The sequence below is a fragment of the Aeromonas popoffii genome, assembly GCF_000820025.1.
In the GTDB taxonomy this organism is placed as follows: Bacteria; Pseudomonadota; Gammaproteobacteria; order Enterobacterales; family Aeromonadaceae; genus Aeromonas; species Aeromonas popoffii.
The window spans coordinates 35,788-49,524 of record NZ_CDBI01000033.1 but is presented as its reverse complement, the minus strand read 5'-3'; the positions used below and the strand labels follow the sequence as shown (position 1 = coordinate 49,524).

Below are 13,737 nucleotides of genomic sequence, written 5' to 3'. Positions count from 1 at the left end.
CCCATGGGAGCCTGAATTATGCTCGCCAATGTACTCAGCGGTAGCAGATAACCCGTCCCTCCCCCCCTTGCAGGGTGATCTCGGTGCCAACGGCCTTATCCTGCCAAAAATCGATGCCCCCTGCCGGCAGCAAAAACACCTGGGGTTGCCCCTCCCAGTTGAACAGACAGAGCAGCGAACCCCCTTGCGGCAAGTTCACTTCCCCGCAGGCAAACGCCATCGACTCGAAACGGGCGGACGGAGTACGGGCCGCGCACAGGGCCAACAATTTATGCAGTTGCGCCGCTTGTACTGCATCGAGATCCCGCAGCCGGTCCCCTGCCAGCATCATGCCACCGCTTGCCACCAACGCAGCCAGATGGAAGCTGTACTCTGTGGGGCTGGCCTGCTGACTCGGCAGATCCCGCAGGCAGATGCAGTCAGGATCCAGCGCCCACAGCCGGTCGTTTTGCCAGGCGCGGCAGAAGGTCTCGCGGGCAATCTGGCGAAAACGGTGGCCATTGCGCTCCACGTCATCGCTCACCCGCATGCCGTGTACCAGCCCCAGGCTCGGCCAGATGGGGGCGTTGCAGCCGAGCAGGAAGGCGCCCTCACCCGCTCCGCGCACAATGGCCGCCATGCCGCGCCGATAGGCCTCGACCCGGGTGGCACAAGGATCATGGAAGCGGCCGCCATGAATGGCGCCCCAGAAGTTGGCATCCAGCTTGAAGTAGTGAATGCCCCACTGCTCGCGCAAGGTGCTGAACACCTGCTCGAGATGCGCCTGTACCTCGGGGTGGGTGCCGTCCAGCACATACCAGGGAGTACAGCGCCAGCCGCCATAGGTGACCCGTTCGGAGGGGAGCGGCAGCCCGTCATCCCCCTTTACGAACCAGTCAGGGTGATCCTGAAACACCTGTGAGGTTGGCTCGGCAATAAAGGGGGCGACCCAGAGCGCGGGCTCGCAACCGGCACGGCGGATCTCAGCCGCAAGGGCTGCCACTCCCTGTTCGAACTTAGGCGAAGGAGTGAGCCAATCCCCCATCTTCGCCTGATAGCCATCGTCGATCTGCACGTAGCGCAGGGCCGGAAAACGCCCGGCCCGCACCGCCAGATTCTCGCGAATATCGGCGGCGCTCACCTGTGCATAGTAGTGATACCAAGAGCACCAACCACTGGGGCGGGTCGCCACCTCGGCGATCACGCTGCCGTGCTCGGCCGCGAGCATGCTCGCCAATTCGGCCAGCAGCGCTTCGCGATCCGCCCCCTCCAGGCAGAGCAGCGCCTCGCTCTGCCAGTGCTGGCCGGCAAACAACGGACGATCTTCACAGTTCATCAGGATCTGCAGGCGGCCATCCGGATAGAGGCGGAACTCGCCGCCAAAACGGTGACAACTGGCAAAAGCGAGCAGCAGCCAGCCCTTGTCATGCTCCACCAGCAACAGGTTATGAACTGTGTGATAGCCGTCGTCGTCGCTGATGTGATAGACGCTGGCATCGGGGCAACGGCCAACCGGCTGCGGGGTCTGCCAGCTGCCCATAGTCTGGGCCAGCATCTGGAATCCTTCGCCATAAATAGCGCTCTCCACTGGCAGGCTCAATTTGCCGTCAAACAGCACCCAGCGGCCGACCGGCGTGGCATCAGGACCTGTGTTGTCGAGCCTGACCCGACACAGTGACCCCTCCCACTGACGGGTTTGCAACAGATCCGGGGGCAGCGCGCTATCGGCTGCCAGTTGACGCACGCGGGACAAGAGGGATGTCATGGCTACTCCTTGTTATTCATCAACAAAACAAACAGTTCAGAACCAGGTCGTTTAAAAAACCCGTCGAGTCAGAAAATCCTCAATAATATCAGCCTCAAACGAACCGATTTCAGCTGTTATTGTTTTAATGTCGCGCCCCTGCCTCTCTGGTAAACTGCCCATTCATTCACAGTTACCAAGTAGGGGCTCACGTGATCGCGCAACGTGCCTTGCTGTACCTTCGTGACTTCATGGTCATCGTCGCCTGCCTGCTGGCGGGCAAAACCCTGGCAGCCATACTGCCGTTCGCCTTCCCCGGCAGCATCATCGGCATGTTGCTGCTGTTTGTGCTGCTCTCCTTGCAACTGGTGAAATTGCACTGGGTCGAGTTAGGTGCCGGCCTGCTGCTGCGCCACATGGGCGTGCTGTTCGTGCCGGTGGCGGTCGGGTTGGTGGCCTGGCTGGAGCCGCTGCGCCAATCCTTCGGCCTCATCATGCTCTGCATAGTGCTCGGGATAGTCTTGATCCTCGGCACTGTCGGCCGGCTCTACCAGAGGATGAACAGATGATCTTCTGGCTTGCCATTCCCCTGACCCTGGCGCTCTACTTTGCCACCAGACCCCTCTATCGCCGCCTGCCCTGGCCCATCATCAACCCTGTGCTGGTGCCCACCGCCGTCATCATAGGTCTGCTGCTCTGGCTTGATCTGCCGCTGGAACAGTACGAGAGCGGCACCCGCCCCATCACGGCGCTGCTGGAACCCGCCGTGGTAGCGCTGGCCCTGCCGCTCTACCAGCAGGCCCGCCAGATCCAGGTCAGGCTCAAGCCCATCCTAATCTGTGCGCTGGCCTCCGTCTTGATCTCGGTCTGTACTACCCTGCTGATCGGTCATTTTATGGGCGCCGATCCGGCATTGCTGGCCTCGCTCGCCACCAAATCGATCACGACGCCGCTCGCCATGAGCGTCAGCCAGTCCCTCGGCGGCATTCCGGCCATCGCCGCAGCCGTGGTGGTGGTAACCGGGATTGTAGGCGCCCTCATCGGCTACCCGCTGCTCAAACTGATGCGAGTGACCGACCCCGAGGCCCAGGGACTGGCCATGGGAGCCTGCGCCCATGCCATCGGCACCGCCACCTCTGCCGAGAAGGGCATTACCCAAGGGGCCTTCTCGTCGCTCGCCATGGTGGTGTGCGGCATCCTCACCGCCGCCGTGGCTCCCCTGCTGTTTGCCATTTACCACTGGTTTAATTGAGTCTCACCCTTCTGCTGTTGTGCGGGCCTTGCGGCCCACCAAGTGCGAGCTGACGCACAGTTTGCGCAAGACAAACGTTTCCTCTACCATCCCTCTCCTTTTGCCCGTCAGGGCGTGAGCACGCTCACACATTTTGCCAAGCTTGCTCCCTACAATGATCCCCCAATTGGCCTTTGAGGACACACTATGCATCCCCGTTTTGCCAAGCCACTCGATTCCCTGCCCGCCCCGCTCAAAGCGGTGCTGCTGCCCATGCTGGATCCCGAACAGGGCGGCGAGTTCAATGCCCGTTTTACCCCTGAGCAAGTGACCACCCTGAAAGCCGCCACAGGTCTGGAAGACCGCGCCCTGCGCCTGGCCCTGTTGCCACTGGCCGCGGCCTGCTCGGTGGCCCCCATCTCCAGGTTTTTTGTCGGTGCCATCGCCTGTGGCCTGAGCGGCACCTGGTATTTCGGCGCCAACATGGAGTTCACCGGCCAAGGGCTGTTCCACTCGGTTCATGCCGAGCAGTCCGCCATCTCCAACGCCTGGCTGGGCGGTGAGACAGGGATCAGCGAGATCACGGTCAATTACACCCCCTGCGGCCACTGCCGCCAGTTCATGAATGAGCTGAGCACGGCCAAGATCCTGAAAGTCTCTCTGCCGGATGACCTGAGCGCCCTGCAATCCTTCCTGCCCCACTCGTTCGGGCCGGCGGATCTCGACATCACGGATGCCCTGATGAGCCCGCAAGCCCATGATGAGCTGATGCTCGAGAGCGAGGATCCGCTCTGGCAGGCCGCACTGGCCGCCGCCCGCCAAAGCTACGCCCCCTACAGTCAGGGCTATGCCGCGGTGGCGCTGCAATTTGCCGATGGCCGCCTCTTCTGCGGTCGCTACGCCGAGAACGCCGCCTTCAACCCGAGCCTGCCGCCAATGCAGATGGCCTGCGCCCATGCGGTGCTAAACGGTGAAGATCTCGCTACCCTCCGTCGCGCCGTGCTGCTGGAGAGCAAAAACGGCCAGATCAGCCAGCGGGACTCCGCCCAGTCCACCCTCAAGGCGCTGGGGTCGGTCGAGCTGGAATACCAGGCCGTCTGAAGTAAAAGAGGCCCATAAACAAGGGGAGCCACCGGCTCCCCTTGTTGTTTCTGCTGATGGCTTAGGATCAGGATTCCCAGATGATGCTCTGGGAGGAGGACCAGGCCTCGCCGATGTCCGCGTATTTCTGCTCCAGCAGGTGGCGGCGGATCTTCATGGTGGGGGTGAGTACGCCGTTCTCTATGTTCCAGGGGCTCTTCACCACCAGAATGCCACGAATTTTGGCATGGGACTCCAGCTGCTCGTTCACCCGGTTACGCGCCGCCTCCAGCTGGGCGTTGATGGCATCCCGACTCTCCTTCATGGCGCTCTCGGCCAGTTGCACCAGCGCGATGGGCTGGGGCATGCCGTAACCAATCACGCACAGCTGCTCTATGATGGGCTCCTGCCCCAGCAGCCCCTCGATGGGCACAGGCGCCACGTACTTGCCCTTGGCGGTCTTGAACACGTCCTTCATCCGGCCCGTGATGGTGAGGTAACCTTCCCTGTCCAGCTTGCCCATGTCACCGGTGTGGAGCCAGCCATCACCGTCAATGGCCTCGGCACTGTGCTCGGGATCCTTGTAGTAACCCAGCATCATCCCCTCGCAGCGGCAGAGGATCTCCCCCTCCTCGGAGATCTTGATGGTGACACCAAGACCCGCCTTGCCGACGGTACCGATCTTGTCGGCGCGAAACGGGTAGTTGATGGTGGAATAGGCGTGGTTCTCGGTCATGCCCCAGGCTTCGGTCACCTTGAGGCCGATGCTCAGATACCACTGCAGCAGCGCAGGAGAGACCGGCGCCGAACCGCAGCCCAGCACCCGCGCCTGATCCAGCCCCAGTCCCTTTTGCAGCTTGCGTTTGATAAGGCCCGAAATGAGCGGGATCTTGAGCAGCAATGCGAGCTTCTTCTGTGGCAGCTTCTCGTGGATCTTGATGCGGAACATGGCCCACAGCCGGGGCACAGAGATAAAGACAGTGGGACGGCAACGTTTGACGTCATCGATAAAGGTGTCGAGGGATTCGGGGAAGGCGATAGTGGCGCCGCCATAGAGGCTGCCGCCATAGATATAAACCCGCTCGGTAATGTGGGCTAGCGGCAGGTAGGAGAAGCCCCGATCAGCCTGGCTCAGCCCCACCGTCTCCACCAGCTTCTCGCACGACCAGGCGTAACGCTCGACGCTCAGCATGGCCCCTTTCGGCTTGCCGGTACTGCCCGAGGTGTAGACCAGACTCAGCAGGGAGTCAGGGGACTGGACCGGACTGTCGGGGATGGGCTCGTGCGCTTCCAGCAGATCGTCCCACTGGTGGCTGGCAGGCATGGTGTCGTAGGGGAAGGCGATGCGCAGCAGATCGGCGGGCACGCCAGTCTCCTGACTCTTCCAGTCATCCAGCTTGCCGACGAAGATCGCCTTGGCCTCGCTGTGGCGCAGCACATATTCGATGGTGTCGACGTTGGCGGTCGGATAGATGGGCACGCTCACATACTGCCCCATCTGCATCGCCAGATCGGCGATAAACCACTGGGCGCAGTTCTTGGAGAGCAGCGCTACCTTGTCACCGGGCACCAGACCGAGGTGACGCAAGGCCGTCACCATTCGCCGCGCTTCATCGGCCACTTCACCCCAGGTGAAGTCGACATATTCGCGGTTGATAGTTTGACGCAGGTAGGTTCGATCAGAACACTGCCGCTCCCAGTGATAGAGCATCTCGAGCGGCAGTTTATTGGCAATGCGTGAGGCGGAGGCCATAGTTTAATCCCTGAAACAAAAGGCGAAACTTATTATTAACCTTTCACTAACTTCAGGGAAGAATAAACTCACACTTCAGTTTGAATTGTGTATCCGATCAAGCTTCTGCGTGTTGCTGCAAACGAATCCACATTGCCTGTACCAGGGTCTCATCCTCTTCGGAGAGTTCACCTTGCAAAATCGCCTCGTTGAGGCTGCGCAACACATAGCTCTTGACGTCCCGCAGCAGGGTCTTGCCTTCCAGCTCGGCCCGGGCAACCGCCAGCGAGATATGACCTCGCAGGTAGCCACCGGCAAACAGCTCATCCTCGGTCGCCGTGGCAACCATGCTGTCGATCAGTCCCAACAACGTGTGCTCAAAATCGTGAATCGTCATGTAACGCAGCCTCATTTCCAGCGTGGCAGGCAAAAAATTGCCGGCAAATTATTCGGGGGAGTGGAACCGCAATCCGGTTGATTGCAGCTCTCTGGCGCCAGGCCAACAGCGTCCTTGGCGTCCTATTCCGGGCTGGCCACCGGGTAGATGACCTGATCCTTATATCCCGTGGTTATGCGCAGATAACCACACAACGCCCGGTTCAATTGCGGATCATCGGTGTCCACCAGCAGCGGCCTGCCCGCGAGAGCGGCCAGCTTGGCTTTGGTTGCCAGTACCTGGATATGCTCCAGCCCGACACACCGAATCACCTCTGGACTCAATTGCTGATTTCCGCGTCCGAGCAGATGTCCCTGTCCGCCTATCAGGGTCATGATCAGTCGGCAGCGACGGCCACGGATCCGGGTCAGGATCTCGGCGGCGCTGAGATCCTGCCCGATAAGTCGGCCATTTTCCACCAGATCCACACCGAGCAAGGTATTTTCCAGACCCAGCTCGGCCATGCAGGCCGCCACCGTGCTGCCAGAGCCCATCAGATAGAGGGTCTCGGGCTCCATCTGCTCCACCACACCGGCGGCGAGATCCGCCAGCACCAGCTCTTCGGACTCCTTGCCCCCCTGTTTGACCGCCTGCACATAGCGCAGATCGCCGGGCACCAGCAGCTGGCCATAGTGGCGAGCCCGCACCTTGCCCAACCGGAATGCCGCTTCATCAATATCGCGCACCTCGCCATCCATCAGGCTGAGCAATTCGCCAGCGATCATTCGCGCCACCACCCGACCGCTGGCTGCTGGCGTCACCCCATAAACGCCGGAGTGAATTTTACAACCCGCGGGGATGCCGAGCACATGGCACGACTCCCCCACGGCGGCACAGATGTCGCGCGCCGTGCCATCGCCACCGGCGAACAGCAACAGATCGACCCCGGCTTCGCGCATCAGCTCGGCGGCGTGGCGGGTATCATCGGCAGAGGTCATCTCCCCGGCAGGTTGATAGATGACCCGACAAGGCAGCCCCAGAGAGCGGGCCACCGTCTCCCCCATCTCTCCTGCCACTGTCAACAGCTCGAATGAGTCGACCAGATCGCACAGGGGCAACAGGGCCTGCCGCGCCCGCGCCTGCGCCCTGGGCACGGCACCCAGCGCCAGCGCCTCGGCGACCATGCCGTCACTGCCCTTGAGACCGACCGCGCCGCCAATACCGGCGACCGGGTTAATGATGAGCCCTAAACGAAACATAGATTTCTCCCTAACATCGCCCGCCATTTTATCTTTTCAAGGCGCAGGGACAAGCCAAGTGGTGACTGCTAGAATGCGCAGCTTCAATTTTTTAACCAAGGTTCAATCATGCTGGAATGGGTTCTTGATCCCTCTGCCTGGGTTGCGCTCGCGACCCTGACCCTGCTCGAGATCGTGCTGGGTATCGACAACATCATCTTTATCTCCATCCTGGTGGGTCGCCTGCCGGAGGCGCAGCGTCAGAAAGCGCGTATTCTGGGTCTGGGGCTCGCCATGGGTACCCGGATCCTGCTGCTGCTGTCGCTCGCCTGGGTGATGCGCCTGACCGAACCACTGTTCACCGTGCTGGGTGAAGCCATCTCCGGCCGCGACCTGATCCTGTTGCTGGGGGGCTTATTCCTCATCGGCAAGAGTGCCCACGAGATCCACGTCACCCTGGAAGGGGCAGCCGAGCCACAGAGCGTCAGCAAAGCGGCCTCGGGCTTTATCAGCACCCTGATCCAGATCGCCATTCTGGACATCGTGTTCAGCCTCGACTCGGTGATCACCGCCGTCGGCATGGCCGATCACGTGCCTGTCATGGTGCTGGCCATCATGATCGCCGTCTTCATCATGATGTTTGCCGCCAAATCCATCGGTGATTTCGTCGATGCCCATCCCACCATCAAAATGCTGGCCCTCTCCTTCCTCACCCTGGTGGGTTTCGCCCTGATGGCCGAGGGGATGAATGTGCACATTCCCAAGGGTTACATCTACTTCGCCATGGCCTTCTCGCTGACGGTGGAGATGATCAACATCCGCCTGCGCAGTCACCACGACCGCGAAAAGTTCGAGCAGTAAATGCCAGAACCACAAAAAAGAGCGCCTTATGGCGCTCTTTTTTTATCCACATAACCGGCTTATTCGTTGCTGATGACAATGGCAACGCGGCGGTTTTCGGCCCGCCCGGCAGCGGTGTTGTTGTCTGCCACCGGATCCCGCTCACCGCGACCACGGATGTCCAGATTGGCCGGCTGCATGCCCACCGACACCAGCACCTCGGCCACCGATTTCGCCCGTTCAAAGGAGAGCTGGTCGTTGTAGAGCTCACGTCCGCTGGCATCAGTGTGACCATCAATCCGTGCCTTGTTCAGGCCGGCACCCAGCAAGGTTTTGCCCAGTTTTTCTACCAGAACTCGAGTCTTGGGGTTGAGGTCCCCCACGTTGGTGGCAAACAGCACCCGGTTGGAGAAGTCCAGCGTCCAGCCCTCATCGGTCAGGCGAAAGCCCTGCTCCTTGAGGACAGCGATCTGCTCTGCCGTCAGGCCGTGAGGGGCGCTTTGGCAACCCACCAGCACGCCCAACAGCAGGCCAATCAGGCCGGTTTTCATCAGGACATGGATCTTCATTATTATTTTTCCTCTGCAGACACATCGAACGCCAGCGGGTCTTGGCGTGCAAGCTCCCGACGCAGCCGTTTGGATTGGTACATGGCATGATCGGCCTGCTGCAACAGCTCAGCCGCGGTCAACCCCTGATCCGGATAGAGGGCTATGCCTATGCTGATGGCCGCCACCAGCTGGCGACCATCCCCCAGCACCACGGGGTCGGCCATGACCTGCTGGATGCGGGCTACTACATCCTGCACCTCGCTCTTTTGCAACACTGGGGTCAACAGGATGGCAAACTCGTCCCCCCCCAACCGACATACCAGATCCATCGGCCTGAGCTGATGTTGTACCCGTCTGGCCAAGGCGATCAACACGTCATCGCCGGCGGCATGGCCCAGGGTATCGTTGATCTGTTTGAAGCGATCACAATCGAGGTAGAGCAGCGCGAAACACTCCTCGTACAAGCGCCCCGTGGTCACAGCTTGATCCAGACGAGCCTCGAAAAGAGCACGATTGGGCAGGCCGGTCAAGGCATCGTGGGTCGCCCGGTGCAGCAGGCTGGCGTTCTCCCGCTGCTGATGAGCCTGCCAGGCTTCCAGTTCATCGAGCAGGGAGTTGAAGTCCTGACCAAGCTCGTGCAGCTCGGCGATATGCGCCTCGGGGACCCGCATGGCCAGAATGCGCTGACGCCTGACACTGTGAGCCACCTGCGCCAGCTCCTTGAGTGGCACCGTGAGGGAGTTTTGCATCCAGCGCGCCACGTAGAGCGCCCCCAGCGTACTGAGGATGAGACAGACCAGCATGGCCATCAGTGTCTGCAGCAGAAACCGCAGCAGATACTGGCCGTGGCCAACCAGATGGATACGGGCTATCTCCACCCCACCCCGCATCATGGGCTGATCGACCGGGCCCGGCAGTATGCGCCTTGCCAGATACTGCTCCAACCCCGACCAGGGGGTGGTCATGGCCCGGCGCCAGCTTGCCAGCAGCTGCCCCGAAGGCAGATAGATGCTGGCCTGCGCCACATCCTCATGGGTGACTATGGCTTGCAACGCATCCTTGGCGGCCTCTTCGTCATGGAACACCACCGCCGCTTCACTGGTGTAACTGATAGCGCGCGCCACCAGCTCCAGGTTGTGATCCGCATAGAGACGCAAAGCCAGCAGTGCGATACCGGTCAACAGCACACCGGCCATACAGACAGCGGTCAGGGACGTAACCATATGGGTGCGTCCCAGACTCTGTCGCAAGGTTAGCCGCTGAGTCCGTGGACGAAAGAGCCCTATCATGGTGTCCCCTCATCCGCCTTGGCCAGCTTCAGCACGGCAGGATGCACCCGCACCCCGCTCCTGGCAAGGGCATCCAGATTGACCCGGAACCGAACGCGATCCAGCCCGACCTGCAGGCAAAACACGGCGTCGACAACACACTCGGCGCTCTGCTCGCTGATGCTGAGGATCGGGCGATCCTGCAATCGCTGAAACAGGGACAGCCGCCGCTCCGGCGCCAATATCCCCAGGTAGAGTACGTCACAGCGCCGCCCCAGCGCCTCATCATCCACGTCGTAGCGACGGACGCTGACCGGCCGGCCATTGGCTTGCTGCTTGATGGAAAAAAGGGCGGCTGTATATTCCGTCGGCGCCGTGATGCACAGGCGCAACTCAGCGGGCTCGGTCGGCCAACGGGTGTAGCTCAGAATGTCGAGGACTGTCTGGCGTACCTGTTCGGCACGCAGCTCGGCAGAGGTGAGCGGAACAGGCTCGGTGGCGAGCGCCAGCGAACAGATCAGCGGCGTCAACCACGCCAGGATTCGAACCGGTAGAAGAGAGTGCATCGTGCCTGCGCTTATGCCCACGCCAGCACCCGCGAAGGCCTGGCGCCCACGAAGGGTGAGCCGGAGTGGAGGAGTATTGAGTTTATCAGCACCATGACAAGGCACCGCCAACAGAACAAGCAGGTACGTCACTCAATGTCGCAATCATGGCAGGGGCGCACCCTGGTGTGAGCCCCGCGATCCCATCTGTATTCATCTGCTTACTTCTTGCTGATCCCGTATTCGCGCAGCTTGTTGGCGATGGCGGTGTGCGACACCCCCAGCCGTTTGGCAAGCTGACGGGTGGAGGGGAAAGCCGGATAGAGCCGCTCCAACAGTCGGCTCTCAAAGCGTTTCACGGCTTCGTCCAGCCCCCCTTCGAACCACTCGTCGATGAGCGGCATGGCATCGGCGGCCACCGGCAGATCGACGTGCTCCGGACCGATCTCGTCCCCTTCCAGCAATGTCATGGCCCGGTAGAGGCAGTTGCGCAGCTGGCGCACGTTACCGGGCCAGCGGTAGGCGGTCAGGTACTCGGCCATGTTGCGGGTAAAGCGCGGGCGCGGGCGCTGTAATTCGCTGGCAAAGCGGGAGACGAACTGCTGGGCCAGCGCCATGATGTCCGCCTTGCGCTCGCGCAGGGGCGGTAACGCCAGACTCAGCACGTTGAGGCGATAGTAAAGATCTTCGCGGAACTTGCCGTCGTGCACCAGATCCAGCAGCTGCTTCTGGGTGGTGCAGATGAAGCGCACATTGACCTTCACCTCCTGCTCGTCCCCCACCCGACGGAACACCCCGTCTTGCAACACCCGCAGGAACTTGGTCTGCAGATGGGGAGACATGTCGCCGATCTCGTCCAGCATCAGGGTGCCGCCGCTGGCCAGCTCCAGCACGCCACGCTTGCCTTCGGTGTTGTTGCCAAAGGCGCCCGGAGCGTAGCCAAACAACTCGCTCTCGGCCACGTTGTCAGGCATGGCGGCGCAGTTGAGGGCCATGAAGGGGTGGCTGGAGCGCAGGCTGGCGCCGTGACAGGCACGGGCCAGCAGCTCCTTGCCGGTGCCGGTCTCGCCGACGATGAGCAGCGGCGCATCCTGCATCGCCAGCTTGCTCGCCTCCACCAGCACCTGCTTCATCTTCTGGCTCTCCGCCTGCAGGTGCTCAAAGCCCCCCACTTCCACCGCGTGCAGCGCGCTGAAGTGCATGCCGACCCGACGGGCAGATTTGAGTACCACGACTGCGCCGGCCAGGGCCTGACGACCCTTCTCTTCGGCCACAAACAGTGGCATCAGATCCGCCAGATACTCTTCGCCATTGAAGCTGAGCTTGCAGGTCTGTGGCTTGATCTCGCTCGCCTCCAGCCAGCGGCTAAAGGAGAAACCCTTGACCAGGGAGCCCAGGGCCATGCCGCGTATCTCTTCCACCGGCAGGGCCAGGGTGGTGAGGGCGGACTGGTTGGCCTGGGTCACCTTGCCCTTGGCATCGAGGGAGAAGACCAGATCCGGCAGTGCCTTGAGCAGGGCTTCAATCTCGTGGTGCTCGCGCTCGGAGGGCATGTAGGGGATGGTCTTGACGTCATAGACGCCGGGAATACGGCGGATCTCCGGCATCAGATGCTGGAAATCACGAAACTCCAGCTCGGGAAAGTTGAGATAGATGATGCCTGAGGTATCGATTTCGATGCCGCGCAGATCGATGTTGTGCTCCACCAGACGGTCGAGCAGTTCCCGGGTCAGGCCCAGGCGGTCTTCACAGCTGACTTCAAGACGCATTCGGGACACACTTCCTAGCTAACTCTATGAATGACCGGATAATACAGACTCGATCCCGCCAGTGCGAGCGCCAGCCCATAAAAATGCGGGCCCGCCCCGCTTTCGCCGGACAGGCCCGAGTCACTGGATGGGGCTTATTTGTGCAGCGGATCGCTGAGCAACTGGTCGGTGCGCGCTGCCATGATGAAGTCGTTGCGGTGTAACCCGCCTATCTTGTGGGTCCACCAGCTGACGGTCACCTTGCCCCATTCGGTCAGGATCGCCGGATGGTGGAACTCCGCCTCCGCCAGTTCCCCCAGGCGGTTGGTGAAGGCCAGCGCCTCCTTGAAGTTGCGAAAGGGGAATTCGCGCCTCAGCTGCAACTCCCCGTTCACCACCAGCGGCTGCCAGTCGGGGATAAGCCGCATCAGCTCGGCGAGTTCCTGTTCGCTGACCTTGGGGGCATCGGCGCGGCACGCTTCACACTGCTGGCTTGCCAGTTCGGACATGGGTTTCTCCTTGTTCATCAATGGGGATCGGATAACAAAATAGGTCTGGTCAAGTCAGCTCGCCTGTTTATCACCCGCGGGGGCAAAACGGGGCGGACGCAGCCCCAACCGGCGGGCATCGGACACCATGGCCATGATGTCCTGCTCAGCCAGACGGTAGAGTTCGGCCAGCTCGGGCAACACGAAATAGGTGGGCTGCATGATGTCGATGCGATACGGAGTACGCAGCACTTCTATGGGATCGAAGGGTTGCAGCACAGGCTGGCCACCGAGGGCATAGGCGGTCTCACCGATAGAGGAGAGAATGCCACCGCCGTATATGCGCAGCCCAGCAGGGGTATTGAGCAGGCCGAACTCCACTGTGAACCAGTAGAGGCGTGCCAGAAAGACTCGATCCTCCTTGCTCGCCTGCAGGCCGAGCTGGCCATAGACATGGGTGAAGTGAGCGAAGGCAGGATTGGTCAGCATGGCGCAATGGCCGAAGATCTCGTGAAAGATGTCGGGCTCTTGCAGATAGTCGAGCTCGTCCCGGCGGCGAATGAAGGTGGCCACCGGAAACTGGCGGTTGGCCAGCAGGGCAAAGAAGCGATCGAACGAGATAAGCGCAGGCACAGCGGCCACCGACCAGCCGGTGGCGGGTTGCAACACGGCGTTGATCTGGCCCAGCTGGGGGATGCGATCACGGGGCAGATTGAGGCGGGTCAAGCCAGCCAGATAGTCGTCACACGCCTTGCCTTCGAGCGCCGCGAGCTGACGTTCGATCAGGATCTGCCAGGTGCCATGCTCCTCATCCGTGTAATGGATAAGGCCCTGAGGGTCCGGCTGGTGTGCGGTGTAGAGACTGGCCATGAAGGGTTCCATCCTGTGTGCCCGCCCGGTAACCCAAGCAGCGGCGA

Annotated in this window: 14 protein-coding genes; 4 read left to right on the top strand and 10 right to left on the bottom strand. The window is 61.3% G+C overall.

The genetic code is table 11. The annotated features are described in order from the left end of the window. Nucleotides 1–34: 34 nt before the first annotated feature. On the bottom strand, nt 35–1,744 hold the full coding sequence (locus tag BN1129_RS06960; protein WP_042035462.1) for a glycoside hydrolase family 36 protein: 1,710 nt from the start codon (nt 1,742–1,744) through the stop codon (nt 35–37). Between the two features lie 191 nt (nt 1,745–1,935). On the opposite strand from BN1129_RS06960, the gene BN1129_RS06955 reads away from it, so the two are divergent. The 3 genes from BN1129_RS06955 to cdd all read left to right on the top strand — a co-directional run bounded on the left by BN1129_RS06955 (nt 1,936) and on the right by cdd (nt 4,055). Further along, on the top strand, nt 1,936–2,292 hold the full coding sequence (locus tag BN1129_RS06955) for a CidA/LrgA family protein (protein ID WP_042035460.1): 357 nt from the start codon (nt 1,936–1,938) through the stop codon (nt 2,290–2,292). Then, a complete protein-coding gene (locus tag BN1129_RS06950) occupies nt 2,289–2,975 on the top strand; it encodes an LrgB family protein (RefSeq protein ID WP_042035458.1) in 687 nt (228 codons plus the stop codon). The genes BN1129_RS06955 and BN1129_RS06950 overlap by 4 nt, the downstream gene beginning before the upstream one ends. Nucleotides 2,976–3,161: 186 nt before the next feature. After that, complete coding sequence (gene cdd, locus BN1129_RS06945) at nt 3,162–4,055, top strand: cytidine deaminase (RefSeq protein WP_042035457.1); 894 nt, start codon at nt 3,162–3,164, stop codon at nt 4,053–4,055. Between the two features lie 67 nt (nt 4,056–4,122). Here the strand turns inward: cdd and BN1129_RS06940 are convergent, their stop codons facing one another. The 3 genes from BN1129_RS06940 to BN1129_RS06930 all read right to left on the bottom strand — a co-directional run bounded on the left by BN1129_RS06940 (nt 4,123) and on the right by BN1129_RS06930 (nt 7,401). Then, entirely contained in the window at nt 4,123–5,787 is a 1,665-nt protein-coding gene (locus BN1129_RS06940; RefSeq protein ID WP_042035456.1) for an AMP-binding protein, read from the bottom strand. Nucleotides 5,788–5,884: 97 nt separating this feature from the next. Beyond that, entirely contained in the window at nt 5,885–6,163 is a 279-nt protein-coding gene (locus BN1129_RS06935) for a YfcL family protein (protein ID WP_042035455.1), read from the bottom strand. 122 nt (nt 6,164–6,285) lie between these two features. Then, a complete protein-coding gene (locus BN1129_RS06930) occupies nt 6,286–7,401 on the bottom strand; it encodes an ATP-NAD kinase family protein (protein WP_042035454.1) in 1,116 nt (371 codons plus the stop codon). A gap of 108 nt (nt 7,402–7,509) precedes the next feature. On the opposite strand from BN1129_RS06930, the gene BN1129_RS06925 reads away from it, so the two are divergent. Then, on the top strand, nt 7,510–8,241 hold the full coding sequence (locus tag BN1129_RS06925; RefSeq protein WP_042035453.1) for a TerC family protein: 732 nt from the start codon (nt 7,510–7,512) through the stop codon (nt 8,239–8,241). Nucleotides 8,242–8,300: 59 nt separating this feature from the next. On the opposite strand, the gene yfiB is transcribed toward BN1129_RS06925, so the two are convergent. From yfiB to phhA, 6 genes are all read right to left on the bottom strand, one after another. Beyond that, entirely contained in the window at nt 8,301–8,789 is a 489-nt protein-coding gene (gene yfiB / locus BN1129_RS06920; RefSeq protein WP_042035452.1) for an outer membrane lipoprotein YfiB, read from the bottom strand. A 2-nt stretch (nt 8,790–8,791) separates the two neighbouring features. After that, on the bottom strand, nt 8,792–10,060 hold the full coding sequence (dgcN, locus tag BN1129_RS06915) for a diguanylate cyclase DgcN/YfiN (RefSeq protein WP_042035450.1): 1,269 nt from the start codon (nt 10,058–10,060) through the stop codon (nt 8,792–8,794). Further along, nucleotides 10,057–10,605 carry a regulatory sequestration protein YfiR gene (gene yfiR, locus BN1129_RS06910; protein ID WP_042035448.1) on the bottom strand — a complete coding sequence of 183 codons (549 nt, stop codon included), beginning with the start codon at nt 10,603–10,605 and terminating at the stop codon, nt 10,057–10,059. Before yfiR ends, dgcN begins: the two co-directional genes overlap by 4 nt. Nucleotides 10,606–10,805: 200 nt before the next feature. Then, nucleotides 10,806–12,353, bottom strand: a complete 1,548-nt coding sequence (gene tyrR, locus BN1129_RS06905) for a transcriptional regulator TyrR (protein ID WP_042035446.1) — start codon at nt 12,351–12,353, stop codon at nt 10,806–10,808. A 134-nt stretch (nt 12,354–12,487) separates the two neighbouring features. Then, nucleotides 12,488–12,841, bottom strand: a complete 354-nt coding sequence (locus BN1129_RS06900; RefSeq protein WP_042035444.1) for a 4a-hydroxytetrahydrobiopterin dehydratase — start codon at nt 12,839–12,841, stop codon at nt 12,488–12,490. A gap of 54 nt (nt 12,842–12,895) precedes the next feature. After that, on the bottom strand, nt 12,896–13,690 hold the full coding sequence (gene phhA, locus BN1129_RS06895; RefSeq protein WP_042035442.1) for a phenylalanine 4-monooxygenase: 795 nt from the start codon (nt 13,688–13,690) through the stop codon (nt 12,896–12,898). Nucleotides 13,691–13,737: the final 47 nt, after the last annotated feature.

Coding starts and splice junctions, on each gene's coding strand:
- BN1129_RS06960 (WP_042035462.1), bottom strand. CDS start 1,744: ATGACATCCCTCTTGTCCCGCGTGCGTCAACTGGCAGCCGATAGCGCG.
- BN1129_RS06950 (WP_042035458.1), top strand. CDS start 2,289: ATGATCTTCTGGCTTGCCATTCCCCTGACCCTGGCGCTCTACTTTGCC.
- cdd (WP_042035457.1), top strand. CDS start 3,162: ATGCATCCCCGTTTTGCCAAGCCACTCGATTCCCTGCCCGCCCCGCTC.
- BN1129_RS06940 (WP_042035456.1), bottom strand. CDS start 5,787: ATGGCCTCCGCCTCACGCATTGCCAATAAACTGCCGCTCGAGATGCTC.
- BN1129_RS06935 (WP_042035455.1), bottom strand. CDS start 6,163: ATGACGATTCACGATTTTGAGCACACGTTGTTGGGACTGATCGACAGC.
- BN1129_RS06930 (WP_042035454.1), bottom strand. CDS start 7,401: ATGTTTCGTTTAGGGCTCATCATTAACCCGGTCGCCGGTATTGGCGGC.
- BN1129_RS06925 (WP_042035453.1), top strand. CDS start 7,510: ATGCTGGAATGGGTTCTTGATCCCTCTGCCTGGGTTGCGCTCGCGACC.
- yfiB (WP_042035452.1), bottom strand. CDS start 8,789: ATGAAGATCCATGTCCTGATGAAAACCGGCCTGATTGGCCTGCTGTTG.
- dgcN (WP_042035450.1), bottom strand. CDS start 10,060: ATGATAGGGCTCTTTCGTCCACGGACTCAGCGGCTAACCTTGCGACAG.
- yfiR (WP_042035448.1), bottom strand. CDS start 10,605: ATGCACTCTCTTCTACCGGTTCGAATCCTGGCGTGGTTGACGCCGCTG.
- tyrR (WP_042035446.1), bottom strand. CDS start 12,353: ATGCGTCTTGAAGTCAGCTGTGAAGACCGCCTGGGCCTGACCCGGGAA.
- BN1129_RS06900 (WP_042035444.1), bottom strand. CDS start 12,841: ATGTCCGAACTGGCAAGCCAGCAGTGTGAAGCGTGCCGCGCCGATGCC.
- phhA (WP_042035442.1), bottom strand. CDS start 13,690: ATGGCCAGTCTCTACACCGCACACCAGCCGGACCCTCAGGGCCTTATC.